This is a genomic window from Allokutzneria sp. NRRL B-24872 (assembly GCF_002155965.1).
In the GTDB taxonomy this organism is placed as follows: Bacteria; Actinomycetota; Actinomycetes; order Mycobacteriales; family Pseudonocardiaceae; genus Allokutzneria.
The window spans coordinates 1-25,627 of sequence record NZ_MUMH01000059.1 but is presented as its reverse complement, the minus strand read 5'-3'; the positions used below and the strand labels follow the sequence as shown (position 1 = coordinate 25,627).

Genomic DNA, 25,627 nt, shown 5'->3' with positions numbered 1-25,627 from the left:
GCGATCAGCCGCCTTGGAGGGGACGATGCCCAGCAGCGCCGACCGTGCGTCCCGGCTCGACATCACGGTGCTCGACCCCGGCGGTGGCGAACCGGAACGGGCCGTTCCCCGGACGCTGTCCGTGCTGCGCCTGGTCGGCCTGTGCCTCGTCGCCGGACTGTTGGTGGCGGCGGTGTGCTTCCCCGTCGTGGGCGCCGCCGGACTGCTCTCCAACGAGACCAGCGACGCGACGGCGGGCAGCGCGAAAGCCGTGCTGGGCAAGGAACCTCCGGTGCTGACCACGCTCGCCGACACCTCCGGCCAGCCGTTGGCGGTGGTCTACGACCAGTACCGGTTCCACGTGCCGGCCGAGCGGATCTCCCAGGCGGTGAAGGACGCGGTGGTGGCCATCGAGGACCAGCGCTTCTACGAGCACGCGGGCGTGGACCTGCTGGCGATCGGCCGCGCGCTGCTGACCAACAGCGTCAGCGGCAAGGTCTCCCAGGGCGGCTCGACGCTGACCCAGCAGTACGTGAAGAACCACCTCCTGCACGTGGCCGCGACGACGGAAGCGGAGCGCGACAAGGCTTCCGAGCAATCCGCCGCGCGCAAGCTCCGCGAACTCCGCACCGCCATGCAGGTCGAGCAGGAGCTGTCCAAGGAGGAGATCCTCGGCCGCTACCTCAACACCGTCCCCTTCGGACACAACTCCTACGGCATCGGGGCCGCCGCGCGCACGTACTTCGACATCCCGCAGGAGCGGCTGAGCGTGGCGCAGGCGGCGCTGCTGGCCGGGATCGTGAACGAGCCGACCGCGCTCAACCCCTTCCGCTACCCCGACCGCGCGCTCGCCAGGCGCAACGTGGTCATCGACGAGATGGCCAGGCAGAAGCGGATTCCCGCCGAGCTGGCCGAGGCGCAGAAGCGCGAACCGCTCGGGCTGGCGCCGGAGGTGGCCCGCCCGCCCAACGGCTGCGTCGGCGTTGGCGACGCGGGCTACTTCTGCGACTACGTGCTGACCTACCTCGCGAAGGCCGGAGTGTCCAAAGAGGACATTCAGCGCGGTGGGCTGACCATCAGGACCACGCTCGACAAGGACGCGCTGACCAAGGCCAAGTCCGCGGTCGACGCCCAGGTGCCGCCGGACACCGAGCACGTCGCGAACGCGATGGCGATCGTCAAGCCCGGCAAGGACAAGCACCGCGTCGTCGCGCTCGCCGCCAACCGCACCTACGGGTTGGACCGCGCCAAGAACGAGAGCACCCTCGGGCTGCCCTTCGAGCCGCAGAACCTCGGCGCCGGGTCGATCTACAAGCTCTTCACGGCCGCCGCCGCGCTGGAGCAGGGCATGGCGATCACCGACTCCGTCACCGCCCCGCCCACGTTCACCTCCAGCACCTTCGCCGGTGGCGCGGCGAGCTGCCCGGCAGGGGAAGGCGGTGTGCGCAGGTACTGCGTCCGCAACAACGAGGGCAGCGACTACCCGCCGCGCATGAGCCTGCAGGACGCGCTGGCCACCTCGCCGAACACCACCTTCGTGCAGCTGCTGGAAAAGGTCGGCGTCGGCGCGGCGGTGGACATGGCGCAGCGCCTCGGGTTGCGCTCCCTCGCCACCACGATCGCCACCGAGGACAAGAAGAAGCGCACGGTCGGGAAGTTCTTCACCGAGCAGAACTTCGGCTCGTTCACCCTCGGCCCGACACCCACGAGCACGCTGGAGCTGGCCAACGTCGGCGCGACCCTGGCCAGCGCGGGCACGTGGTGTCCGCCGAGCCCCGTCGAGGAGGTGCTGGACCGCCAGGGCCGACGCGTGCCGCTGCGCGAGGAGCCCTGCGCCCAGGTCGTCGACCCGGAGCTGGCCGACGCGATGACGGTCGGCATGAGCAAGGACGCCATCTCCGGCACCGCCACCACCGCCGCGAAGGAGTACGGCTGGGACCGGCCGATGGCGGGCAAGACCGGCACCACCCAGGAGCACAAGTCCGCCGGGTTCCTCGGCTACACACCGCAGCTCGCGGGAGCCGTCTTCACCTTCGACGACACCTCGACGCCCACGACGCTGTGCGATCCCGGTGGCTCCGCCCCGCCGAAGCCGTGCACGGACGGCCGCTTCATCTACGGCGGCAAGTCACCCGCGCGCACGTGGTTCCAGGCCATGAACGGCGCCGGGGACGAGCCCGGCATCATCACCCCCATGGACCGCGCCGAACTCCCGTCCGTCGAAGGCCCCTACGGCGGTTAGTCAGCGGGTGAGGGCGAGGGTGTCACCGGCGACGCGTTGGACCTGCTCGCTGACGTAGCGGATGCGCGAGCTGTTCGCCTCGGTCCACAGCACGTTTCCCAGGCGCAGCAAGGGGACCGCGAGTTCGTGCAGCACGGTCTCCGCGTCCCAGCGGTGGGTCACCGGCGGAGCCGGAGTGCGCGCGCCCCACGAGGTGAACAGTTCGCACAACGTGATCTCCAGCAGGCACAGCGCCGTGCGCGTGACGTTCACCAGGTCGCCAACGGCCGTGGTGCACTTGCACTCGAACAGCTCCTCGGCGGCGTCGGCGCACGTGCGCAGGGCGGAGCGCGCCGCGAGCAGGCGTTGGGTCTGCGCGGGTGGTCCGACGGCGGCGATCGCGTGGTGCATCTCGGCGATGCTGTGCGCGGCCTCGTCGTTGAGCGATGCCCTGCCGTAGACGCCCGCCGTGCTGCTCATCTTCGCCTCCACCGACTCCGCCGAATTCCCCCTACAGCTGCGTGTAGCCCCGCGTTCACCGTCCAACCGCGACAGAAAACGAATTCACTCGAAGCGGTTTCGCAGGTCAGGATGGGGGCATGCTGGTCGACCACTTCCCGCTCCTCGGGCTCCGGCTGGGCACGCCGCGCCTGGAACTGCGCCTGCCCGCGCCGGAGGAGCTGGCCGCGCTGGCGGAGCTGGCCGCCGAAGGCATCCACGACCCGGAGGTCATGCCCTTCGCCGCCGCGTGGACCGACCAGCCGCCCGCCGACGTGGCGCGCGGAGTCGTGCAGCACCACTGGGCGCAGCTCGGTGCGTGGGCCCCGGACATGTGGGAGCTGAACCTGGCGGTGTTCCGCGACGGCGTCGTGGTGGGCCAGCAGAGCATCGGCGCGCGGGACTTCGCGATCACCCGCGAGGTGCACACGGGCTCTTGGCTGGGCAAGCGGTTCCACGGCCAGGGCATCGGCACCGAGATGCGCGCGGCCGTGCTGCACCTGGCCTTCGAAGGACTCGGCGCGGCCGAGGCGTCCTCCAGCGCGTTCGTCGACAACAGGGCCTCGCTGGCGGTGTCGCGCAAGCTCGGCTACGAGGAGGTCGGCACCTCGCGCCAGGTGATCCGCGGCGCGCTCGCTTTCGAGCACCGCCTGCGGATCACCGAGGACGCTTGGCGGAGCCGTCGCGCGACGGAGGTCACCGTGCGCGGCCTCGCGGCGTGCCTGCCGCTGCTCGGCGCTGCCTCCTAGGATTCCCCTGGCGTGGGGGAGGTGCGTTCTGTCCGGGTGGGTCGCTGAGCTGGTGTCCGTCGCCGTGCTGCTCGTGGTGTTGATCGTCGCGGTGATGCGGCCGAGGGGCCTGCCGGAGGCGGTGGTCGCCGTTCCCGCCGCCGGGCTCGTGCTGGCGGTCGGAGCGATCCCCGTGCCCGAGGCGTGGGCCGAGATCACCCGCCTGGCGCCGGTGGTCGGTTTCCTCGCGGCGGTGCTGGTGCTCGGACGGCTGTGCGAGGAGGAAGGTCTCTTCCAGTACGCCGGAGCGCTGATGGCCCGCGTGAGCGACGGTCGCCCGCGCCGGTTGCTGCTGGCGGTGTTCGCGGTCGCGGCGGTGATCACGGTGGTGCTGAGCCTGGACGCGACGGTCGTGCTCCTGACACCGGTGGTGTTCGCGACCGCCGCTCGGCTCGGCATCCGGTCGAAGCCGCACGTCTACGCCTGCGCGCACCTCGCGAACTCGGCGTCCCTGCTGCTGCCCGTGTCCAATCTGACCAACCTGCTCGCTGTCGCGGCGACCGGGATCTCCTTCCTGCACTTCACCGCTCTGATGGCGTTGCCTTCGGTGATCGCGGTCGCCACCGAGTACGTGGTGTTCCGCCGGTTCTTCGCCGCAGACCTCAACGCCGCGCTTCGTGCGCGCGAGTCCGCTCCGCCCGTGCCGACGCCGACCTTCGCGCTCGTCGTGCTCGGGCTGACCCTCGCGGGTTTCGCGGCCACGTCCCTGGTCGGCCTCAGCCCGGGATGGGTCGCTTCGGCCGGAGCGCTCGCTCTTGCGCTTCGCGCGCTTCAGCGTCGGCGCACCACCGCGTTCGCCATCGTGCGCGCGGCGAACGTGCCCTTCCTGGCGTTCGTGCTGGCGTTGGCCGTGGTGGTCCGCGCCGTGGTGGACAACGGCCTCGCCGCCGCCCTCGGCCACCTGATGCCCACGGGTTCCTCGCTGCTCGCCCTGCTGCTCGCGGCCACCATCGCCGCAGTCGTGGCCAATCTGATCAACAACCTGCCCGCTGTGCTGGTGCTCCTGCCGCTGGCCGCCGCTGCCGGGACCCCCGTGGTGCTCGCCGTGCTGATCGGCGTGAACCTCGGCCCCAACCTCACCTACGTCGGCTCGCTGGCGACGCTGCTGTGGCGGCGGATCGTGCACCAGCACGACACCCAGCCCGACCTCGGCGAGTTCACCCGGCTCGGCCTGCTCACCGTGCCGCTGTCGATCGTCCTCGCCGTACTGGGCCTGTGGCTCGGCGTGCTCATGTTCGGCGGCTGACCAACGCCTCCAAGCGGTCCACGACCTTCTCCAGCGGAGCGGAGGCATCGACTTCGAGCGTCGCGGACGCGCGCAGCAGGGGCTCGACGAGGGCCAGGTTCTCCAGGACGGCGGCGCGCTCGGAATCGCTTTTGCCGTAGGGGTTGTCGGTGCGCGCGGCGATGCGGGCGAGCAGCACCGGGGCGGGCGCGCTGAGCAGGACGACGTGGTCGAACAGCGGGTAGAAGTCGACCTGGTTGGTCTTGCAGCCGGCCACGAAGAGAGCGCCGTCGCGGTGTTCGGTCAGCAGCGCGGTCATGGCGTCCTCGCGCCACACCCAGTCGGGCTCGGACGTCCACCGGCTCCACTCGTCGGTGTCGGTGTCGACGGTTCGGTGTCCCCTCGCGGCCAGCGCCCGCAGCGCGGAGGACTTCCCGGTGCCGGACATGCCGGTGATCAAGATCTTCGCCACGCGGAGAGGCTATGCGGCCCGCGCGGGCGTCGTGCCTCGCATCGACGTTCGTGAAACCAGCGGGACAGTGTCCCGGATTCGGGTGACCCGGGGTGCCGAACGGTACTGTCGCCGCCGTGCCAACCTTTGTCGAACTCCAGGACGAGGCAGCCCTGCTGTCGCTCGAACACCAGCTGCACCTGGCCGATGTGGTCGGCATCCCGCCGTGGACGGTCGACTTCACCGTGCCCCGCTTCGCGTTCACCGGCGACAAGCCCTTGACCGTGTCGGCGCTACACCTGCTCGGCAGCGCCGCACCGGGACCGCGGTCCTGGTTGTGGTCGTGGGCGAGCCGCCCGGACGACTACCGGCCCGAGGTGACCTCGCTGGCCGAGCGGCTGCGCGAGTACGGCGAGGAGCACGGGATCTCCGAGCTGACCGAGGCGGAGATCCCCTTCGACGCCCTCCCCGGCGCGCCGACCGAGCCCTCCGTGGTCGCGTCGCAGATGATGGAGGCCGCGAAGGCCGTGCTGGGGCGGTGGACCGGCTACCAGGCGATGGTCGGTCGCGGTACGCGGTTCGGCATGCTCATCGAGCACCCGTCGTTCGCCCTGCCCGAGCCGGACTTCTCGCGAGTGTCCCGTGTGCTGCATATGAGCTTGGCGGAGCTGCGCCTCTACGACCAGCGCCGCGCTTTCCGCTCCTACGCCATCAACCGGGGTCTTCGCGTGCAGGAGAACGACACGCAGATGCGCATCGAAGGGCCGGGTGTCGGGGCGACCGTGGGGTTCACCGAGAACAACCTGGTGTCAGCGATGAGCATCGGCGTCGACTGACGGAACGTGCTTCAGGAACGCGATGCCGTCGGTGTCCCCGAGGTGTCGCGTGTCGAACGGGAAGTAGCCCTGGTGGGTCGCTTCGTCCTTGCGCAGCACCAAGTTCTGCCCATCGAGCGCTGCGGCGAGCTGCCGCGAGCTGAACAGGTACTCATCGCCGGGCAGCTCGGACAGCACGCCCTCGAAGGTGTCCGGTTGCGGCGCGGGGAGGCCGCAGTGCGGCGCGGAACCCAGTGCCAGGGCGATGAACGCGTACTCGTCGCCGAGCTGTGGTGACATGATCGCCCCGGCGCCCCACCACTCCAAGCGCTGTCCCGCCAGCACCCACACGCTCGGTTGGCGCTGGAGGTGGCTGTTCTGCGCGAAGACGAGCGTGCGGTGCGTGAGCGCGGCCAGGTTCTCCGCCATCATCGCCTCCCGCAGGCCGAGCATCCGGGAGATGCGCTGCGGCGACGTGTCCGCCGCCGCAGCGTGGTAGCGCAGCAGGCCGGTCGCGGTGCGCGCGTGCAGGGCGGCCCGCCGCCACGACTCCAGCGAGGTCGTGGAGATCAACCTGGGAGACTCGGTCAGCAACAGCGCTTGCAGCTCGTCGGCGATCAGCCGCAGTTCCTTCACCTCCGCCGAGCCGCCGAGCGACTTCGCCGGGTCCATCATCGCCTCGGTCGACGTCCACGCGGCGTCGTCACCGATGAGCTGGTCGATCCTCTCCGCTGTGCAAGGAAGATCGGTGCCGGCGAGGTAGGCGTGGACTGCGAGGAGCGCCTGCCGGGGGCTCGCGGCGGAGATCATCTCCAATGGTGCGTCGAAGCCCGCGAAGCGCACGCGGTCGGCGAACGGGCGGCCCTCGTTGAAGCCGCGCATCCAGGTGATCAGCTCGCGGGTCGCCGCGTACTCGCCGACCTGGTGGCTGAAACCCTGTCGCAGCACGGTTTCGAGCGAGCCGACGCCCTCGGTCACGTAGTCGTCGACGATCAGCCCGGAGAGGCAGTCGCTCTCGATCGCCACGCAGCGGTAGCCCTCGTGCTCGACGAGGTGCTGGAAGATCCTGTTGCGCAGCCTGGGAAAGGCTTCCTCCAGGTGCATGGGTTCGCCGAGCCCGAGCAGTCGGGGACGCGTGGGGAAGGAGTCGAGGAGGTTCGTGAGCGCGGTGCCGAGGTCGTCACACGCCCAGCCGGAGTCCTGCACAGTCATACCTCAACCGTATCGTTGAAGTACCCGTTGGCGGTTTTACTCGATCTTCCCTGATGGATGCTCCAAAAGCTTCAAACTGGGAAGCAGGAGTGGCGTGGCCAGCAGTAGCACTCCGGCGACGGTGATCGCGGCTCGGGCGCCGATGAGTCCGCCCAGTACACCCCACAGACCGGTGAACAGCGCCGTGGCGGCTTTGCTCGTGATCGACCACGCCGACAGCACGCGCACGACGCGGTCCTTCGGCACGCGCTCCAACCGATAGGTGGCGAAAACCGGGTTGAACACACCCATGCACAGGATCAGCACCAGCTCCACGCCGATGACCAGGAGCAGGCCGCCGACTCCCGGGTGCACGAAGCCCAACCCGACCGGCCAGCAAGTGCGCAGCACGCCAGCGGTGATCATGACCCGGTCCCGGCCGAACCGCGCCACGAGCGGGTGGACCACGCGCGAGCCGATCAGCCCGCCGAGGCACGCCACGCCGAACGCGAAGCCGTACTGCCACGGCGCGAAGCCCAGTTCGCCCAGCATGAGCACCGCGAACGGCGGCGACGTCGCCATGATCAAGCCGTTCACCAGCAGCGTGTTCGCGAAGAACCGGCGCAGCACCGGGTCGGCCAGCACGTGCCGCCACCCCTCGACCAGGTCCGCGCGGCTGAACCGGTGCGCCTTGGCGGGCGGAGGTGGCTCAGCGCCGACCTTCCGCAGCGCCAACGCCGACAGCAGGTAGCTGATCCCGTTGGCCACCACCGTGATCACCGGCCCGAACACGCCGAGCGCCGCAGCACCCAACGGCGGGCCGAGCGCGGAGGCGGTCCACATCGTCGCCTCGAACCGCCCGTTCACGCGCAGCAGCTGCTCCGGCGGAGCGAGGGCCTTGACCAGCGCTCCGCTGGCCGCCGTGAACGTGATGTCGGCCGCGATCACCACCACCGAGACGAGCAGGAGCTGGGCGAAGCCGAGCCAGCCGAGCGCGAACGCCACCGGCACGCTCAGCACCGCCGCGCACCGCACGAGGTCCATCGCGATCATCACCGGGCGCTTGCTCCGGACCTCCACCCACGGCCCGAGCGGGACCGCCAGCACCGCGCCCACCGCGAGACCTGCCGCCGCCAGCGCCGAGACCTCCGCCGGGCCCGCGTCCAGCACCAGGATCGCGATCATCGGGAACGCGTCGAAGGCGAGCCAGGTGCCCGCCGTGCTCACCGCGTACGCCGTCCAGAGCCACCACACAGCCGAAGATCAAGCCACCCCCGCACCCCGCCAGGCAAACAACCACCCGCACAACCCGTGGTTGTCACGCGCTCAACGTCGGCCAAGCCCCACTCCCGTTTCGTACCGGTATCGGGGAAAAGAGCGCTCCCATTTCCCGCTTTCGGTACGAAACGGGAGTCGTCCAGACCACCTCGGCGCGTGATGAGGCGGGGCGAAGGGGGGAGTGCGTGGGGCTGGGGTCATGTGGAGGGTTGGCCGAGGCCGGCTTCGTGGGCGAGGATCGCGGCCTGCACGCGGTTGGCGCACTCCAGCTTGCCGAGCACCTTGGTCATGTAGCTCTTCACGGTGGCCTCGCTGGTGAACAACCGCCCGGCGATGTCGGCGTTGGACATGCCCTGCGCGAGCAGTTCGAGCACTTCCCGCTCCCGCTCGCTCAGCGTCGCCACCCGGCGCTGGGCGTCGGCGCCGCGAGAGCTGGTGCTCCCGCCGCGACCGATCACCCACTTCGTCACCGAGGGGGACAGGTAGGCGTCCCCCGCCGCGATCGCCCGCACCGCGCCGATCAGCTCCTCGGCTGCGCGGTCCTTGAGCAGGAAGCCGACCGCGCCCGCGTCCAACGCCCGCGCGATGTTGCCGCTCTCGCCGAAGGTGGTCAGCATGACGACCTTCGACCTCGGCACGAGCCTGCGGATCTCCGCGAGCGCGTCGAGCCCGTCCAGTCGCGGCATCCTGATGTCCAGCAACACCACGTCGGCCGGGTGCGCCACCGCCGCGGTCACGGCGGTCCTGCCATCGGCGGCCTCGGCGACCACCTCGATGTCCGGCGCGGAGAAGAGCACCAGCTTGATGCCCGCGCGCACGAGCTGTTCGTCGTCGGCGACGATCACCCGGATCACTGCTGTGCCTCTCCGTTCAGAACGGTCGCGTGAGCACGACGCGCTGCTTGTCGATCAGCTTGCCGTCGGCGAAGCAGAACCGGAACGCCTCGGCCCCGCCGGACAGGAAGAGATCACCGTAGTAGTAGGTGCAGCGCGCGTTCGGGGGCTCGGCGCCGACCTGTGCGGCCAGCGTCGGCTGGAGCCGGGGGTGCGGGATCTGCATGCCGTTGACCACCTCGCGCTCGGACTGTCCGATGTGGACTCTGTCGAACTCGGCCGCGCCGAGCAGCGGTGCGTTGCGGACCAGCATGAACGCGATCGTCAGCGCCAGCACCGCCAGACCGGTGACCGCGACTCCCGCCACGGTGAGGCCGAGTGCGACCGGGCGGGCGCGGAGCCGTTCGACGATGGTGCTGGTCGCCTTGTCCGCCAACGGGTGCACGGGCTCTTCGGGCTCCGGCGAGTCCGCGGCCATGACGCCCTCGTGCGGCAGCACCGCGGCCAATCGGAACCCACCGTCCACTGTGGACGCGTAGTGCAGCACGCCGCCGACCAGCCGGACCCGCTCCCGCAGGCCGGTCAAGCCCTGACCGCAGCCGAGCCCACCTTCCGGCTCCCGCGCGGGCGCTCCGTTCAGCACCTCCACGATCACGCCGTCGGGGTCGTGGTTCAGCCGCACCACGATCTCGGCGCCGGGGGAGTGCCGCGTGGCGTTGGTCAGCCCCTCCTGCACCACGCGGTAGATCGCGTTCTCGGTCGAGCGAGGAACCTCCACGGCCGCACCGGTCTCGGCGTAGTCGATCACCGCACCGCTTGCCCGCGCGGCCGACAGCAGCTCCGGCAGGTGCTCCAGCACGCGCGCGTGCTCCGGCTGCCCGCCCAGCACGCCGATGATGTCGCGCAGTTCCTCCATGGCGCGCTGCGCGGTGTCGGAGACCAGCGACGCGGACTCGGCCTGCGCCGTGCCGGGGTCGGAGGTCAGCCTCATCCCGCCCGCCTGCAAGGAGATCAGCGTCAGCTGGTGGCCGAGGTTGTCGTGCATGTCCACGGCGATGCGGGAGCGCTCGCGCACCCTCGCCTGCTCCACGACTGAGCGGCGCTCGCGCTCCAGGTGCACCGCGCGGTCGTGCAGCACCTCGACCAGCATCGCGCGCCGCATCGCGTTCCTGCCGAACAGGATCGGCACGATCACCTGGAACGCCTCGCCGCTGGCGACGATCATCAGCGTGGTGGGCAGCGAGGTCCACTCCCCGAAGGCCAGCGGCACCGCCGCGCTGACCACCACGTCACCGGCGACCGCCGCGATCAGCACCGGCAGCCGGGTGATCCGCCTGCCCGCGTTGTAGGCGAGCACGATCGCGGCGAACCAGACGGTGAAGCCGCCGATCACCAATGCCAGAGCGGGAAACCGGTGCCGCAGCGCTACCGCCACGACGGCCATGACCATCGAGGTGATCAGGAACGGCACCGACTCCCCGCCCATGAGAGCGGCGGAGAGAACGGTTCCTGCGTAGATCCCGATCTCGTGGGACCTCTTGGGGCGCTGCGGCACCGGGGGAGAATAGGACAGCGAATCGGTCATGGCGGCACGTTATGAACTTCTCTCGTGACCGCTCGACTGTCCATGGTCGACGCCCCCGCCGACGAAGGTCTACTCCGGGGTGTAGTCCAGGTTCGGGCGCAGCCAGCGCTCGATCTCGGCCAGCTCCACCCCGCGCCGCCGCGCGTAGTCGGTGACCTGGTCCTTGCCCAGCCTGCCAACGGTGAAGTACCGCGACGAGGGGTGGGCGAAGATCAGCCCGCTGACCGCCGCCGCCGGGGTCATCGCGAAGGACTCGGTCAGCCCGATCTTGAGCGTGTCCGCGTCCAGCAGGTCGAACAGCTCCTGCTTCTGGCTGTGGTCGGGGCTGGCCGGGTAGCCCAGCGCGGGGCGGATGCCGCGGAAGCGCTCGGCGTGCAGGTCGGCCAGCAGCGGCTGGGCGTCCGGCTCGAACCAGTCCCGCCGGGCCTGGAGGTGGATGTGCTCGGCGAAGGCCTCGGCGAGCCGGTCGGCCAGCGCCTTCACCATGATCGCCTTGTAGTCGTCGTGCACGGCCTCGTACTTCGCCGCGAGGTCCTCGGCACCCTGGATCGCCACGGCGAAGCCGCCGAGGTGGTCGCCCTCGGGCGCGATGTAGTCGGCGAGGCAGCGGTTCGGGCGGCCCTCGGGCTTCTTGGTCTGCTGGCGCAGCATCGGGAAGTTCGTCCCGCAGTCGAGCACGATGTCGTCGCCGACCGAGCGCGCGGGCCAGAAGCCGTAGGCGCCCTTCGCCTGGAACGAGCCGTCGGCGATGATCTTGTCCAGCAGCGTGTTGGCGTCGTCGAACAGCTCGCGCGCGACGGGCTGCTCCAGGATCGCCGGGTACTTGCCCTTGAGCTCCCACGCCAGGAACAGGAACTGCCAGTCGACCATCTCGCGCAGCTCGGTGATGCTCGGCTCCACCACGCGCACGCCGGTGAAAGCGGGCGTCGGCAGCCCCTCGAAGTCCACCTTCTCCGCGTTCGCGCGCGCATCGGCGACGGTCAGCAGGGGCAGGCGCTGCTTGGCCGCGTGCTGCTCGCGCAGGCGCTCCTGGTCGGCGCGGTTGGTCGCGTCCAGCTCCTCGGCGCGGTCGGCGTCGAGCAGGTCGGACACCACGCCGACCACGCGCGAGGCGTCCAGCACGTGCACGGTGCTGTGGTCGTAGGCGGGGGCGATGCGCACGGCGGTGTGCTGCTTCGAGGTCGTCGCGCCGCCGACGAGCAGCGGCAGCTTCAGGCCACGGCGCTCCATCTCCGCGGCCACCGACACCATCTCGTCAAGTGAGGGCGTGATCAGCCCGGACAGGCCGATCACGTCAGCGCCCTCGGCGACCGCGGTGTCCAGGATGCGCGCGGCGGGCACCATCACGCCGAGGTCGATCACCTCGTAGTTGTTGCAGCCCAGCACGACCCCGACGATGTTCTTGCCGATGTCGTGCACGTCGCCCTTGACCGTGGCGAGCACGACCTTGCCCTGACCGCGCTCGACCTCGACGCGGCCCTCCAGGCGCGCCTTCTCCTTCTCCGCCTCCATGAACGGCTCCAGGTAGGCCACCGAGCGCTTCATCACGCGTGCGCTCTTGACCACCTGCGGCAGGAACATCTTGCCCGAGCCGAACAGGTCGCCGACGATCTTCATGCCGTCCATCAGCGGACCCTCGATCACGTTGAGGGGCCTGGGGAACTGCTGCCGGGCCTCCTCGGTGTCGTCCTCGATGAAGTCCACGATCCCGTGCACCAGCGCGTGCGAGAGGCGTTCGGCCACCGTGCCCTCGCGCCAGGTCAGGTCGACCGCGCGCTTGGTCCCCTTGCCGTTGACCGTCTCGGCGAAGGAGACCAGCCGATCGGTGGCGTCCTCGCGCCGGTTGAAGATCACGTCCTCGACCAGCTCCAGCAGGTCCGCCGGGATGTCGGCGTAGACCGCGAGCTGACCGGCGTTGACGATGCCCATGTCAAGGCCCGCGCGCACCGCGTGCAGCAGGAACGCGGAGTGCATCGCCTCGCGCACCACGTCGTTGCCCCGGAAGGAGAACGACAGGTTCGAGATGCCGCCGCTGGTCCGCGCGCCAGGGCAGCGCTGCTTGATCAGCGGCAGCGCGTCGATGAACTCCTTGGCGTAGCTGTCGTGCTCGGAGATGCCGGTGGCCACCGCGAGCACGTTCGGGTCGAAGATGATGTCCTCAGCGGGAAAACCCGCCTGCTGCGTCAGCAGGTCGTAGGCCCGCGCGCAGATGTCCACCTTGCGCTGGGTGGTGTCGGCCTGCCCCTGCTCGTCGAAGGCCATCACCACCACGCCCGCGCCGTAGTCGCGGATGCGCCGGGCCTGCGCCAGGAACGGCTCCTCGCCCTCCTTGAGGCTGATCGAGTTCACCACCCCCTTGCCCTGCACGCACTTCAGGCCCGCCTCCAGCACGCTCCAGCGCGAGCTGTCGATCATCACCGGGATGCGGGCGACCTCGGGTTCGGTCGCGATCAGGTTCAGGAAGGTGGTCATCGCCCGCTCGCTGTCGAGCAGGTCGGCGTCCATGTTCACGTCCAGCAGGTTCGCGCCGCCGCGCACCTGCTCCAGCGCCACGTCCACGGCGGCCTGGTGGTTGTCGCTCTCGATCAGCCTGCGGAAGCGCGCCGAGCCGGTCACGTTCGTCCGCTCACCGATCATGATGAAACCGGTGTCGGGCTGGATCTCGAAGGGCTCCAGGCCGCTGAAACGGCTGGTGCGGCGCGGCTGGGCGACCGTGCGCGGCGGGAGGCCCTTGACCACCGACGCGATCTGCTTGATGTGCGCGGGCGAGGTGCCGCAACACCCGCCGACCGCGTTGACCATGCCCTCGTCGGCGAAGTCGCGCAGCAGCGCCGCGGTCTCCTCCGGCGTCTCGTCGTAGCCGCCGAAGGCGTTGGGCAGACCGGCGTTGGGGTGGCAGGCCGTGTAGGTGTCGGCGAAGCGCGCCAGCTCAGCGACGTGCGGGCGCATCTCCTCGGCGCCCAGCGAGCAGTTCACGCCCACGACCAGCGGGTCCGCGTGCTCGATCGCGGTCCAGAACCCCTCGACGGTCTGGCCGGAGAGCGTGCGCCCGCTCAGGTCGACGATGGTCACCGAGATCCACAGCGGCAGCTCCGGCGCCACCTCGCGCGCGGCGGCGATCGCGGCCTTGCAGTTGAGCGTGTCGAAGATGGTCTCGATCAGCAGGATGTCGACGCCGCCCTCGGCCAGCGCCTGGATCTGCTCCGCGTAGGAGTCCTTGACCTGGTCGAAGGTCACCGCGCGGAAGGCCGGGTCCTCGACCTTGGGGGAGAGTGAGAGCGTCACGTTGAGCGGCCCGATCGACCCGGCGACGAAGCGTCCGCCCACCTCGTCGGCCGCTTGGCGGGCCAGCTCCGCGCCGCGCAGGTTCATCTCCCGCACCCGGGACTCGAGGCCGTAGTCGGCCTGCCCGATTGTCGTCGCGGTGAAGGTGTTGGTGGTGGTGATGTCCGCGCCCGCGGCCAGGTACTGCCGGTGCACGTCCAGGATGACGTCCGGCCGGGTCAGGTTCAGCAGGTCGGGGTCGCCGGTGACGTCGTGGGTGTGGCCGGCGAGCCAGTCCGCCCGGTAGTCCTCCGGGGCGAGCTTGGCGTTCTGCAGCATCGTGCCCCACGCGCCGTCCAGCACGGCGACCCGGCTGTCGAAGAGTTCCCGAAGTTCCTGGACCCTGCTCATGGCCTACCTCCCCGATGGGAGGCGCCCTTGTTGCGGATCGTGCGGGGTCGAGCGTGGCGGGCCTGTGCCCGTTGCAGCGCCTCTCGACCTGGGCGTCGAGTTTACCCGAAGCGCTGTGCCGATCCCCCGAAGAAACTCTGATGTTGATCGTTGTCAACTACCCGGGTGACACCGGACGGCCTCCGCCCGGCGCCCGTTTGGTCCACTGTGGACGGTAGGCGTCGCGTTCTTCCCTGCTAGCGCGGGGGAGTGGCGGTTGCGTGGCGCGTTGGCGGGGCGCCCGCACGTGCGCGCGGACGGCAGCGCAGGGCGTCCCACAGTTCGGACCACCCCCGCTCGCGCGGGGAAGACACTTTGACCTGCTGTTCTGCGGCGCGCGACGCGGATCTGACATGGGTTTGCGATGCCTCATCGTCAAGGCGCAGCCTACGTGCCACGGCCACAGCGCGAGTCGGCCGCCGAAACGAAGCCTTGGCGCGCCAGGCCGTGTCCTGTCAGTCGCGGGGTTTGCCAGTCTTCAAGTACGCACAATCCCCTCTCCCGAAGTCTTCAACCACCCCAAACCCTCGTGGGCAGAGGTTTTTGGTGGTTAACGATGATCAACAAGGGGGTTTGGGGGTCTTGAAGACACCCCAACCTCGGCGACGTCGTGCGGGGCGGTCCGGGTGCGATCACCTCGGCGAACTGTCGCGAATGACATTTCTCATTCTCTTCGACGTTCTTTTCGCGACTTTTTGGCGTCGGCCGAAGAAATTGCATTCGGAGCGCAGATGCGTACGGTTGCCGCGAATTGGCGTGTTCTTTTGTTGAGAGGTATTCATGATCAAGCGTTTCGTGCTCGCTGCCGTGCTCGTGGCGGGCGTCGTCCCGGCCCTCGCGGGGTCGGCCTCCGCCGCCGACAACGGGTGCGGCACCGAGGTGGGAGGCCTGCGCGCGTGCCTGGTGCTCCAGGGCGGGCACCTCATCGCCACCGGCCACGCCGCGACCGAGGCGGCCAAGAAGAACGTGCAGATCGAGATCTGTCGCCGGTACGAGGCGTGCACTCCGATGACGCCCGGCCTGAAGCTCAAGGGCTGGCCGGACGCCAAGGGCCACAAGGGTTCCTTCGAGGCAGTGGTGTTCAACGGCAGGCACTCCGCGCAGAGCAGGGTCCTCGTGCTGCGCTGACCAGCGGTACTCCGCCAGCGGCGCTGGCGGAGTACAGCCGAACTACCGCGCCGACCAGAAGGCGCACTTGTGGCTGGCGGAGACGTCGACCGGCTTCACATCACCCGGGGCCAGGCGCTGCGCCTGCTTGCCGTCCGTGGTCGCGGGCCAGCGAGGAGCACCGTCGTGGTTGGGGTCGCCGGTGTGCGCGAACCGCGTCCAGTAGCCGACCATCGTGCGGCCCAATGCGCGCTGCGGCTCTTCGCGCAGCAGGTCGACGCCGTTGAGCTCGAACAGCGACGGCAGTTCGGTCGCGTGCGTCGGGCCCATGGGCAGGCCGGGCACGGTGATCTGGTTGACGTTGGGCGCGTTGTCGTCGGCGAACTCGAAGGCGAACACCTTGGTGTGCCTGGCCAGCAGGCGGTGCCCCTCCTGCGCCTGGCACGCCCACGACTGGTCGCTGTTCACAGTCGCCCACGCGAGCCCGGCGGAGCCGTACTTGGCGATCGGGTACTCCTTCGCCACGGCCTCCGCGCGAGTGCCGAAAGCCTTGGACAGCAACGTCGGGTAGGTCTTCTCGGTGATCAGCTCGGGGTTGTACATGATCGCGCCGCCGATGAAGGAGCGCGCCTCGTCCCTGGCGCCGCCGGACATCACCGGGATCTTCGCGAAGTCACCGTCGCGCAACGCCTTCTTCGGGTCCTTGGGCAACAGCTCGGTGCCGTAGGCGAGGTGGTCGGCGAACGGCTGCATGATCGGCATCAGCTGCTCAACGGTCTTGCCGCGCAAGCACTCCAGCGCCGAACCCGGCGAGCAACCCAGTTTCTCCGCCGCGGAGACGCCGTCGGCGACGCCCTGGGCGAGCGGGATGTACGGGGTGTGCCCGGGAGCGCCGGGGAAGAGGCCGCCGGTCGGCCAGTCCAGCTCGCAGGAGCCGGAGGAGATGATCGCCTTGTCGATCAGCCCGCGCGCCTTGGGTGAGGTGATCATCGCGCAGGTGGACATGCCGCCCGCCGACTGGCCGAACACGGTGACGTTGCCGGGGTCTCCGCCGAACGCGGCGGCGTTGCGGTCGGCCCACTCCACGGCGGCGAACTGGTCGGCGAGGCCGAAGTTGCCCGATCCGGCGAGCCCCGGCAGGCCGAGGTAGCCGAGCACGCCGAGCCGGTAGTTGGCCGTCACGACGATCACGCCGCCCTGGTCGGCCATCCGCTGCGCGTCGTACATGTTGCCGCTGTCCCTGGTGAAACCGCCGCCGTGCAGCCACACCATGACCGGCAGCTTCCGGTCGGGGCGCTGCGCGCGCGGCGTCGTCACGTTGAGGACCAGGCAGTCCTCGGTCGGCACTGGCTTGCCGCCGGGCGCGGCCTGCGGGCACATGGGGCCCATCCGGCTCGCGTCGCGGACGCCGTCCCACTTCTCGGGCGGTTGCGGCAGCTGCCAGCGCAGCGCGCCCACGGGCGGCTTGGCGAAGGGGATGCCGAGGAACTGGCGGCTCTTCGCGGTCGCGATCCCGCGCAGCTCGCCGCTGTCCACGCGGACGGTCAGCGGTGCCGACTCGGGTTCCTGCGCCTGTCCCTGGGGCGCGCAGCCGGTCAGCAGGACGGCCGCCAGCGCGGTCGCGAGGCGGGCCTTCGTGGAATGCATGTCTGTCTCACTCCGGGCCTGGGAGATGTTCATGTCGGTCCAAAATTTAGCAGGTCTGTTTAATCTGCGGGCGCGCGTCGGCGAAGACGCTTGTGAACTGCGGTTACGCGCGCGTTGCCGCGTCGAAGATCGCCAGCAGCTCGGCTGCGTACGGCTCGACCTCGCCGCCCGCGAGCACGTGGCTCAGCGCGCCGTCGAGCGCCCCCCGGACGCTGCGGCACATGACGTTCACGTCGAAGTCGCGGAACTGCCCCTGCTCCTGCCCGGCGACCAGGATGCGCGAGAGGTCGGAGACCTCCTGCTGGTGCCGCTGGTCCTCGGCGCGCTCGGTGCGGCTGGCCGCGAAGATCTCGGTCAGCGCCAGCATGGCGCGGGGGTGCGCGGCGTAGAGCTCCACGCTGCCCCGGATGAAGGTCAGCAGCGCCTCGCGCGGCGAGCGCGCCGCGACCATCTTCGGGCCGATCAGCTCGGCACCGAGGACGTACACGTGCTGCACGACCTGCTCGATCAGCTCCGCGCGGTCGCGGAAGTGGTAGGTCAGCACACCGCGGCTCACGCCAGCCCGCTCGGCGATGCGCACGGTGGAGGCGTTGGCCAGCCCCAGCTCGGCGATCACCTCGACGGCGCAGCCGATCAACTGCTTGCGGCGCGCCTGGTGGATGAACGTGTCGTCAGCGGTTCTCGTCATGGTGTCTCGAACGGTAGTAGCGCTGGTCAGAGGTGTGCAAGAAGGCCGCCGCCCGCAGTTGATCACGGACGGCGGCCTTCCAGGTGGAGCACGCTCAGCGGGTCGGCGTCAGCTCCGTGCCCAGCGCCTGCCAGTCCAGCTGCCGCCCGGCGAAGTCGCTGATCGAGGCGAGCAGACCGAGCCGCGCGGCACGCACGTCGGGGTCCTCGGCCATCACCATGACGTCGTCGAAGAAGGTGTTGATCGGCGCGGTCAGCACCTCGGCCACGTCGACGAAGACGCTCAGCGGCGCCTCGGCGGGCAGCGCGTCGCGGGCGTCGTCCAGCGCGTCGAGCACGGCGCGCTCGGCGGGCTCCTTCAGGTGCTCGGTGTTCAGCGACGGCGCGGTGTCGGCGGGCACGATGCGGCGCACCCGCTGCAACGCCGCGACCAGCTCGCCGAAGGAGGCGTCACCCGCGCGCCGGGTCAGCTCGGCCAGCGAACGGTCGGCCGCCGCCGGGCTGTCCGCGAGCGGGAGCACCGCGCCGACGAACTGGTGCGGGTTGCCCGCGTCGATCAGGTGCAGCTCGAACCGCCGGAGCACGAACTCCCGCGCGTCGGTCAGCGCCTGCTCGGGGATGTCCACGCCCTGCGCGCGGAACTGCTCCGCCGCCAGCTCCAGCGCCGCGCCGAGCTTGACGCCGTTGAGCGCGGGAATCCCCCGCAGCACACCGATCGCGCCGAGCGCGGCGCGCCGCAGGCCGAACGGGTCGGAGCTGCCCGTGGGGTTGGCGCCCACGCCGAACAGGCCGACGAGCAGGTCGAGGCGGTCGGCCAGCGACAGCACCGCGCCGGGCACGGTGGACGGCAGCGTGCCGCCCGCGGTCCTGGGCAGCTCCATCTCGAACAGCGCCGTCGCCACGGCCGGGGTCTCGCCCGCGCGCAGCGCGTACTCGCGCGCCATCACGCCCGCGAGGCTGGTCAGCTCGACGACCATCTGCGAGGCGAGGTCGAACTTCGCCAGCTCCGCAGCGCGCGCCAGCGTCTCACCGTCCTCAGTGGACAGTTCGGCGCCGAGCGCGAGCGCGATGCCCGCGATCCGCTTGGCGCGGTCGGCCATCGAACCCAGCCGCTCCTCGAAGGCGAGCTTGTCCAGCCCGGCCTTCATGTCCTGCGGGCTGACCTCGAGGTCTGCGCGCCAGAAGAACGCGGCGTCCTCGTAGCGCGCCCGCAGCACGGCCTCGTTGCCCGCGCGCACCACGTCCGGGTCGCAGTCCCCGTTTGCGACGGCGACGAACTTCGGCCGCAGCGAGCCGTCCGCCGCGCGCACCGGCAGGTACCGCTGGTGCTTGCGCATCACGGTGGTCAGGATCTCCGAGGGCAGCTCCAGGTAGCTCTCCTCGAAGGAGCCCAGCAGCGCGTTCGGCTGCTCCACCAGGTTGGTGATCTCCTCCAGCAGCGCGTCCTCGCCCTCCACGACACCATCCACGGAGGCGGCCAGCTCGGCGGCAGCGGCGACGATCTGCTCGCGCCGAGCCACCGGGTCGGCCACGATCCCGTGCTGCGCAAGGAAATCGAGGTAGCCGTCCGCGCCGGGCACGCGCACGGTCGGCGCGGCGGCGGTGCGGTGCACGCGGGTTTCACGGCCGCTGGCCAGCGACGAGACGGCGACCGGGATCTCCACGTCGCCGAGCAGCGCGACGAGCCAGCGGACGGGGCGGGTGAACGACAGCTTCGGGTCGTTCCACCGCATGTTCTTGTCCGCGCGCAGCTCCCCGACGACCTGCGCCAGCTGCTCGCTGAGCACCTCGACGGCGGTGCGGCCGATCTCGGTCTTGATCACACCGACGTGCTCGACGCCGTTGACGTCGATCTTCTGCAGCTCGCTCGGGTCGATGCCCTGGCCGCGCGCGAAGCCCTGCGCCGCCTTGGTCGGGTTGCCGTCGGCGTCGAAGGCGGCGGAGGCGCGCGGCCCCTTCACCGTCTTCTCCGCGTCGGCCTCGCGCGGCGCCACCGCGTCCACGGTGATCACGACGCGGCGCGGCGTCGCGTGCGCGCGGACCTCGCCGTGCTCCAGGCGCGTGCCGCCGAGCCGGGTGGTGATCGACTGGCGCACGGCCTCGGCGGTCTTCGTGACCTCGGCGGCGGGCAGTTCCTCGGTGCCGATCTCGAACAGCAGCGTCGCGGGCTCGTCCGTGGTCGGCAGCGTCGACGGCAGGGCCGTGGCGGCGGGCAGTTCGGCGAGGCCGAGCGGGTGGCCCAGCTCCTCGCGCCGCTCCGCCCACAGCTTCGCCACGCGCCGCGCCAGGCCGCGCATCCGCCCGAACGCCTTGGCGCGCTCGGTGGTGGACACCGCGCCGCGCGAGTCGAGCACGTTGAAGGTGTGCGAGCACTTGAGCACGAAGTAGTGCGCGGGCACCGGCAGGCGCTGCTCCAGCTGGCGCTCGGCCTCGGCCGCGTAGTCCTCGAACAGCCTGCGGTTGGTCGCAACGTCGGCGTCGTCGAGGTAGTAGCGGCTCATCTCGTACTCGGCCTGGCCGAAGGCCTCGCCGTAGGAGATGCCGGGCGCGTAGGCGATGTCCTTGAAGTGGTCGACGCCCTGCAACGCCATCATGATCCGCTCGACGCCGTAGGTGATCTCCACCGACACGGGGTCCAGCGTCATGCCGCCCGCCTGCTGGAAGTAGGTGAACTGGGTGATCTCCAGCCCGTTCAGCCACACCTCCCAGCCGAGGCCCCACGCGCCGAGCGCGGGGGAGGCCCAGTTGTCCTCCACGAAGCGCACGTCGTTGGCCTCGACGTCGATGCCGAGCGCCTTGAGGCTGCCCAGGTAGAGCTCCTGCGGGTTGCCGGGGTCCGGCTTGAGGATCACCTGGAACTGGGTGTGGGTCTGCAACCGGTTCGGGTTCTGGCCGTAGCGCGCGTCGTCGGGCCGGACGCTGGGCTCGACGTAGGCGACCCGCCACGGCTCGGGGCCGAGCACCCGCAGCACCGTCGCCGGGTTCAGCGTGCCCGCCCCGACCTCGGTGTTGAACGGCTGCACCATCATGCAGCCGCGGTCGGTCCAGTACTTCGTCAGCGCGAGCAACGCTTCCTGCATCGTGAGCACGGTGTGTTTCCTCGGTCGGGTCGGTGGGTTCTGGGTGAACGCTACGGTGGTCCCATGATTGACTTCCAGAAGGCGTCCGTTTTCAAGCTGTCCCCCTGTCGGGTGGAAGACGTCCTCGGGTCCATCAGCCCCCTGATCATCCCTGGTGAGGAAGTCGTCGCCGCGTTCAAGTCCGTCCGCGACTTCGTGGCCTTCACCACCAAGCGGCTGATCGCGGTGAACGTCCAGGGGATCACGGGCAAGAAGCGCGACTTCACCTCCCTGCCGTACGCCAAGGTCCAGGCGTTCTCCGTGGAGACCGCGGGCACCTTCGACCTCGACGCCGAGCTGGAGCTGTGGTTCAGCGGCCTCGGCAAGGTCCGGCTGGAGTTCAAGGGCAGCTCCGACGTCACCGAGCTGAGCCGGATGATCGCCCACTACGCGCTCTGAAAAGTTCTGCGACCCTCGTGTCGATTTGCGCCTCCGGCGTTCGTGTAGAGGGTGTAAACGCCCGAACGAGCCCCTGGAGGCACTCGTGAAGCAGTACATGCTCAGCATCTACCAGCCCGATGGCCCGGCGCCCGCGCCCGAGGTGCTCGACCCGATCATGCGCGAGCTCGACGCGCTCAACGCGGACATGCGGGCCAAGGGCGCGTGGGTCTTCGCGGGCGGCATGCACGAGCCGAGCACCGCGACCGTGCTGCGCGTCAAGGGTGAGGAAGTGCTGGTCACCGACGGTCCGTTCACCGAGGGCCGCGAGCACTTGGGCGGCTTCACGATCATCCAGGCCGCCGATCTCGACGAGGCCCTGGAATGGGGTCGGCGCCTGGCGAAGGTGATCACGCTGCCCATCGAGGTGCGGCCGATGCAGGACGGCAGTTCCTGCTAGTGGACATCTCGCGCGTCTTCACCGAGGAGTACGGGCGCGCGGTGTCCGTCCTGGTCCGCGTCTTCGGCGATATCGACATCGCCGAGGAGGCGGTCCAGGAGGCGTTCGCCGTTGCCGTGCGGAAGTGGCCGTCCGACGGGCTTCCGCCCAGTCCGGCCGGGTGGATCATCACCACCGCCCGCAACCGCGCCGTGGACCGCCTGCGCCGTGAGGCCACGCGCGACCAGCGGCACGCCGAGGCCGCGCTGCTGCACGTGTCGGAGCCGGTCGTCGAGGGGCCTGTGCAGGACGACCGCCTCCGGTTGATCTTCACCTGCTGTCACCCCGCGCTGGCTCCCGCGGCGCGGGTCGCGCTCACATTGCGGCTGCTCGGCGGCCTGTCCACGGCGGAGATCGCCCGCGCGTTCCTGGTGCCAGAAGCGACGATGGCCCAGCGCTTGGTGCGCGCGAAGGGCAAGATCCGCGACGCGCGCATCCCGTACCGCGTGCCCGGCGACGCCGACCTGCCGGAGCGGCTGCGCGCGGTGCTCGCCGTGGTCTACCTGATCTTCACCGAGGGCTATGGCGCCGGGCGCGACGCGCTGTGCGGCGAGGCGATCCGGCTCGGCAGGCAGCTCGCCGCGCTGATGCCGGAGGAGCCCGAGGCGGCCGGTCTGCTCGCCCTGATGCTGCTCATCGAGTCCCGCCGCGCGGCGCGGGTCACGGCGTCGGGGGAGTTGGTGCTGCTGGCCGACCAGGACCGCCGGTTGTGGGACTCCGCGCTCATCGCCGAGGGGCAGGCCCTGGTGCGGGAGTGCTTGCGCCGCAACCAACCCGGCCCCTACCAGGTCCAGGCCGCGATCAACGCCGTGCACAGCGAGCCGCCAACGGACTGGCGTCAGGTGGCGCAGCTCTACGACCAGCTTCTCGCGCTCACGCCGACCCCTGTCGTCGCGCTCAACCGCGCGGTCGCGATCGCCGAGGTCTCGGGCCCCGCGGCCGGGTTGGAGCTGGTCGAGGCACTGGATCTGCAGCGCTACCACCTGTTCCACGCCGTGCGCGCCGACCTGTTGCAGCGCCTCGGCCGCACCGCGGACGCCGCCAGCGCCTACGACGCAGCGATTGAGCTGGCCGAGAACGTGGCCGAACGCGACCTGATGAGGCGGAAGCGGCCCGGCTAGTTGCAGAACCGGCTTTGCAAAGGCTAGTTTGTAACCATGGCCGAGCCGAGGGAGATCACCGATCCGGACGCGCTGCGGACGCTCGCGCACCCGCTGCGGCAGAGCATCCTGCGGTTGCTGGCCGAGCACGGCCCGGCGAACTCGACGTCGCTGGCCAAGGCGCTCGGCGAGAACACCGGCGCGACCAGCTACCACCTGCGCCAGCTCGCCGAGCACGGGTTCATCGAGGAGGCCCCCGAGCTGGCCAAGGGGCGCGAGCGGTGGTGGCGGTCGCCGCCCAAGGACCTCCGCTTCCCCCGGCGCAGCGCGCAAACGCCCGAGGCGGGCGCGGTCTTCGACGAGCTGCAGGAGCAGCTGTTCGCCGCCGATCTGGAGCTGTACGCGCGGTTCCAGGCCCAGCGGGACTCCCTGGGCGAGTGGGCCGACGCCGTGCCGTTCTCGCGCGGGTCCATCCGGGTCACCGGCGAGCAGCTGATGGAGTTCTTCGAGGAGTACATCGCGCTGATGAAGCGCTTCCAACCGTCCGAGAACGACACTGCGGACGCGACCGGGGCACGCCTCGTCCTGACGAGGTTCGTCGCCTTTCCGGCTCCGCAGCCGGAAGAGTCGCTGTAAGGGCCGGGACACCGAGTTGCCGCTCGGTGCCCCGGCGAGTGGAAATCCGCACGATCACGCCTGAGGTACGCACTTCCACGGAAAGGAGAGCACCTCGTGCTGCTCCAATGCAAACGCGCCGCCCTGATCGGGTTGGCCGCCCTGTTCCTGTTCTCGCTGTCGCTGTTTCCGGCAGCTGCCAACGCGGCCGATTCCACGGCACGTGACCTCACCCTCGACCTCGGTGACGTCTCCACGCCGGTCACGATCGTCGCCCCTGCTTCTGGTGGTGGAGCTCGCCTTCCGGGCATCGTGCTGGTGCACGGCTCCGGTCCCGGCAAGCGCGAGCAGTACCGCCACTTCGCCGAGGCGTTCGCGCAGCAGGGCATCGTCTCGCTGCTCTACGACAAGCGCACGGTCGGCTATTCCCTGTCACAGCGCGACTATTCGCAGCTCGCCGGTGATGCGCTCCGCGCTCTCCAGCTGCTCCGCGCGCAACCCGAGGTCGACCCCGCACGCGTCGGCCTCTGGGGCTTGTCCGAGGGTGGATGGACCGCTCCGCTCGCCGCGTCCCGCTCCGACGACGCCGCGTTCCTGATCACCGTCGCCGCCAACGGTGTCACTCCTAGCCGTCAGCAGGCCTGGGCGATCCGCGAACGCCTCGTGCACGCGGGCGTGTCCGGCTCCATGGTCTCCGCTGTGGCTGAGGATGTGACGCGCCAGCTTGTCTACAATGGACTCTTTCCGGAGCCCTTCTACGACCCGATTCCCGTTCTGCGATCGTTGAAACAGCCCACGCTCGGCATCTGGGGTGCCAAGGACCGGCTCACTCCGCCTGCCGAGGGCCTGCGAGCTTTCCAGGACAACGTGCGCCACCACACCCTCCGCGTCCTCCCCGACGCCGAGCACGCCGCGCACCGCTCCGTCACCGGCTACGAACGCCTGCCCGAACTCGACCCCGCCTACGCTCCGCTCGTCGGCTCCTGGGTGCGTTCCCTGCCCACCTCGAACACCGCAGATCCCTTGCCGCGTCAGGATGTGCCCAGCAGGCCCCTCGCGCCGCTCGCCGGGTGGGAGTCCGGGTTCGCTCAGCTCGCCGTTCTGGCCGTCCTCGTCCTGGCCTTCCTCGGCTATGCGCTGAGCGGCTTCGTCCGCCGCTGGCGTCCTGCTTCCGGCAGCCGCTCGCCCTGGCTCGCTTCGGCGGCCCTCGCTGTGGTCGTCGGTTGGGTGACCTACATGTTCTTGTTGATGAGCAACGGGAAGCAGCCTCTGGGGCCGCTGGTGTTCGGGCGTACCCTGCCGTGGCTCTTGATGCAGATTCTGTCCGTGGCTGTTGTTGCTCTGCTTGCTGTGACTGTGTTTCGGGGCCGTCGCGAACTGGCTACGGCTGGCGTGGGGGCTCGGGTGCGGCGTGGTGTGCTGTTGGCCGGGGGAGCGCTCTTCGTGCCTTGGGCGCTGTACTGGGGCTTGCTGCTGCCGTGAGGCTTTGGCTTCATTCCAGCGTTTTCAGGCTTGAGGCGCCCCGGCTCGTTGTGGGCTGGGGCGTCCTGGCATTCGCTGAAACCGTTGGTACGCTTGGGAATTCACTCTTCGAGGCCATGATCGTCTATTTTCTTGAGGGTAGAATCGGGTTATGCCCCCTGATGATCCCGATGAACTCCTGCATGCGGCCTACGCCGCGATCGGTAAGGCGGTAGCCGACTTCTCCACTGTCTTGATGGGTTACGTGTCTGATCTTGATGCGTGTGATCGCGAGTTCGCCGAAGGCTTGCTCATGCCGCTGCTGCGGGTGACTCGTGCGAAGGCCAACCGTCTGCTGGACCGCGCTTCTGATCTGACTGCGCGCCCTGCGGTGTTGCGGGCGTTGGCTTCGGGTCGGGTTGATGAGGGCAAGGCC

Annotated in this window: 21 protein-coding genes and 1 riboswitch; of the genes, 11 read left to right on the top strand and 10 right to left on the bottom strand. The window is 70.1% G+C overall.

The window, feature by feature from the left end; translation table 11 throughout:
- Nucleotides 1-25 precede the first annotated feature (25 nt).
- The gene (locus tag CCN37_RS15885) at nucleotides 26-2,221 is read left to right on the top strand and encodes a transglycosylase domain-containing protein (protein ID WP_086821551.1); all 2,196 of its coding nucleotides are present in this window, start codon (nucleotides 26-28) and stop codon (nucleotides 2,219-2,221) included.
- Here the strand turns inward: CCN37_RS15885 and CCN37_RS15880 are convergent, their stop codons facing one another.
- The gene (locus tag CCN37_RS15880) at nucleotides 2,222-2,680 is read right to left on the bottom strand and encodes a hypothetical protein (RefSeq protein WP_143261625.1); all 459 of its coding nucleotides are present in this window, start codon (nucleotides 2,678-2,680) and stop codon (nucleotides 2,222-2,224) included.
- A gap of 119 nt (nucleotides 2,681-2,799) precedes the next feature.
- Here CCN37_RS15880 and CCN37_RS15875 point away from each other — a divergent pair, with 119 nt between their 5' ends.
- A complete protein-coding gene (locus tag CCN37_RS15875) occupies nucleotides 2,800-3,447 on the top strand; it encodes a GNAT family N-acetyltransferase (protein WP_086821549.1) in 648 nt (215 codons plus the stop codon).
- Between the two features lie 49 nt (nucleotides 3,448-3,496).
- Entirely contained in the window at nucleotides 3,497-4,732 is a 1,236-nt protein-coding gene (locus CCN37_RS15870; protein WP_210408061.1) for an SLC13 family permease, read from the top strand.
- Here CCN37_RS15870 and CCN37_RS15865 read toward each other — a convergent pair.
- Nucleotides 4,716-5,183 (bottom strand): AAA family ATPase, encoded by a 468-nt coding sequence (locus CCN37_RS15865; protein ID WP_086821547.1) that lies wholly within the window; start codon nucleotides 5,181-5,183, stop codon nucleotides 4,716-4,718. The genes CCN37_RS15870 and CCN37_RS15865 overlap by 17 nt on opposite strands.
- A 116-nt stretch (nucleotides 5,184-5,299) precedes the next feature.
- Between CCN37_RS15865 and CCN37_RS15860 the strand changes: the two genes are divergently transcribed.
- Nucleotides 5,300-5,998 (top strand): DUF6882 domain-containing protein, encoded by a 699-nt coding sequence (locus CCN37_RS15860; RefSeq protein WP_210408051.1) that lies wholly within the window; start codon nucleotides 5,300-5,302, stop codon nucleotides 5,996-5,998.
- On the opposite strand, the gene CCN37_RS15855 is transcribed toward CCN37_RS15860, so the two are convergent.
- The 5 genes from CCN37_RS15855 to metH all read right to left on the bottom strand — a co-directional run bounded on the left by CCN37_RS15855 (nucleotide 5,972) and on the right by metH (nucleotide 14,539).
- A complete protein-coding gene (locus tag CCN37_RS15855) occupies nucleotides 5,972-7,189 on the bottom strand; it encodes an erythromycin esterase family protein (RefSeq protein WP_086821545.1) in 1,218 nt (405 codons plus the stop codon). The two genes, CCN37_RS15860 and CCN37_RS15855, sit on opposite strands and share 27 nt — an antisense overlap.
- Nucleotides 7,190-7,225: 36 nt before the next feature.
- Nucleotides 7,226-8,422, bottom strand: coding sequence for an MFS transporter (locus CCN37_RS15850; protein ID WP_086821544.1), 1,197 nt, complete (start codon nucleotides 8,420-8,422; stop codon nucleotides 7,226-7,228).
- A gap of 221 nt (nucleotides 8,423-8,643) precedes the next feature.
- Nucleotides 8,644-9,300 (bottom strand): response regulator transcription factor, encoded by a 657-nt coding sequence (locus CCN37_RS15845; protein WP_086821543.1) that lies wholly within the window; start codon nucleotides 9,298-9,300, stop codon nucleotides 8,644-8,646.
- 16 nt (nucleotides 9,301-9,316) lie between these two features.
- Nucleotides 9,317-10,864 carry a sensor histidine kinase gene (locus CCN37_RS15840; protein ID WP_086821542.1) on the bottom strand — a complete coding sequence of 516 codons (1,548 nt, stop codon included), beginning with the start codon at nucleotides 10,862-10,864 and terminating at the stop codon, nucleotides 9,317-9,319.
- A 69-nt stretch (nucleotides 10,865-10,933) separates the two neighbouring features.
- Nucleotides 10,934-14,539: a methionine synthase gene (gene metH, locus CCN37_RS15835; RefSeq protein ID WP_086821541.1), complete on the bottom strand. Its 3,606-nt coding sequence runs from the start codon at nucleotides 14,537-14,539 to the stop codon at nucleotides 10,934-10,936.
- A 12-nt stretch (nucleotides 14,540-14,551) separates the two neighbouring features.
- Nucleotides 14,552-14,630: riboswitch (S-adenosyl-L-homocysteine riboswitch) on the bottom strand.
- Nucleotides 14,631-15,358: 728 nt separating this feature from the next.
- Between metH and CCN37_RS15830 the strand changes: the two genes are divergently transcribed.
- Nucleotides 15,359-15,706, top strand: coding sequence for a hypothetical protein (locus CCN37_RS15830; RefSeq protein ID WP_086821540.1), 348 nt, complete (start codon nucleotides 15,359-15,361; stop codon nucleotides 15,704-15,706).
- 42 nt (nucleotides 15,707-15,748) lie between these two features.
- On the opposite strand, the gene CCN37_RS15825 is transcribed toward CCN37_RS15830, so the two are convergent.
- The 3 genes from CCN37_RS15825 to CCN37_RS15815 form a co-directional block, all read right to left on the bottom strand.
- Nucleotides 15,749-17,332 (bottom strand): carboxylesterase/lipase family protein, encoded by a 1,584-nt coding sequence (locus tag CCN37_RS15825; protein ID WP_168200688.1) that lies wholly within the window; start codon nucleotides 17,330-17,332, stop codon nucleotides 15,749-15,751.
- A gap of 103 nt (nucleotides 17,333-17,435) precedes the next feature.
- Nucleotides 17,436-18,020 (bottom strand): TetR/AcrR family transcriptional regulator, encoded by a 585-nt coding sequence (locus CCN37_RS15820; RefSeq protein WP_086821538.1) that lies wholly within the window; start codon nucleotides 18,018-18,020, stop codon nucleotides 17,436-17,438.
- A 94-nt stretch (nucleotides 18,021-18,114) separates the two neighbouring features.
- Nucleotides 18,115-21,099, bottom strand: coding sequence for a glycine--tRNA ligase (locus CCN37_RS15815; protein ID WP_086821654.1), 2,985 nt, complete (start codon nucleotides 21,097-21,099; stop codon nucleotides 18,115-18,117).
- Between the two features lie 63 nt (nucleotides 21,100-21,162).
- Between CCN37_RS15815 and CCN37_RS15810 the strand changes: the two genes are divergently transcribed.
- The 6 genes from CCN37_RS15810 to CCN37_RS15785 form a co-directional block, all read left to right on the top strand.
- A complete protein-coding gene (locus tag CCN37_RS15810) occupies nucleotides 21,163-21,537 on the top strand; it encodes a PH domain-containing protein (RefSeq protein WP_086821537.1) in 375 nt (124 codons plus the stop codon).
- Nucleotides 21,538-21,622: 85 nt separating this feature from the next.
- Complete coding sequence (locus tag CCN37_RS15805; protein WP_086821536.1) at nucleotides 21,623-21,976, top strand: YciI family protein; 354 nt, start codon at nucleotides 21,623-21,625, stop codon at nucleotides 21,974-21,976.
- On the top strand, nucleotides 21,976-23,136 hold the full coding sequence (locus CCN37_RS15800; RefSeq protein ID WP_371504279.1) for an RNA polymerase sigma factor: 1,161 nt from the start codon (nucleotides 21,976-21,978) through the stop codon (nucleotides 23,134-23,136). The genes CCN37_RS15805 and CCN37_RS15800 overlap by 1 nt, the downstream gene beginning before the upstream one ends.
- Before the next feature lie 36 nt (nucleotides 23,137-23,172).
- Nucleotides 23,173-23,751, top strand: a complete 579-nt coding sequence (locus CCN37_RS15795) for a transcriptional regulator (protein ID WP_086821534.1) — start codon at nucleotides 23,173-23,175, stop codon at nucleotides 23,749-23,751.
- A 96-nt stretch (nucleotides 23,752-23,847) separates the two neighbouring features.
- Nucleotides 23,848-25,212 (top strand): S9 family peptidase, encoded by a 1,365-nt coding sequence (locus CCN37_RS15790; RefSeq protein ID WP_246843076.1) that lies wholly within the window; start codon nucleotides 23,848-23,850, stop codon nucleotides 25,210-25,212.
- 151 nt (nucleotides 25,213-25,363) lie between these two features.
- Nucleotides 25,364-25,627: hypothetical protein (locus tag CCN37_RS15785; RefSeq protein WP_143261624.1), on the top strand; the 264-nt coding region annotated here is incomplete at its 3' end.